Source organism: Stenotrophomonas maltophilia group sp. RNC7 (assembly GCF_030910085.1).
GTDB classification, from domain to species: domain Bacteria; phylum Pseudomonadota; class Gammaproteobacteria; order Xanthomonadales; family Xanthomonadaceae; genus Stenotrophomonas; species Stenotrophomonas sepilia.
Window position 1 is genome coordinate 1 of the sequence record NZ_JAVFVN010000757.1, and the last position, 321, is coordinate 321.

The window sequence follows — 321 nt, forward strand, 5'->3', positions numbered from 1 at the left end:
GCTTATCTCTTCCTCTGCAAGCCGCCCCTCCGCAGAGCCAATGAAAATCGTAAACTCCGTCTTCGTGACCGCCGGAATGAAGATAGGGACGGGAGATAGAGCATCCGTTGGCTGCTTATCCCCTTTGGTTTCATAATATTCTTTGAAATGCGGCGTTTGTACATCGAGAACGATCGTGTAAGATGTTGCAGGAAACGCATCAAAAAAAATAAGTTGCCCGGCCGCAGCGTCCTCATTCTCGGCACTCGTGCCAAAGCATTTCACAAACAGAGCATCCTTCAGCGCCTCGCTTTCATTGCCTTCATGTTTCTCTTGTATCCA

1 protein-coding gene is annotated in these 321 nt (G+C 48.9%); it reads right to left on the bottom strand.

The genetic code is table 11. The annotated features are described in order from the left end of the window. Nucleotides 1-321: hypothetical protein (locus tag RCF13_RS17895; RefSeq protein WP_308141422.1), on the bottom strand; the 321-nt coding region annotated here is incomplete at both ends.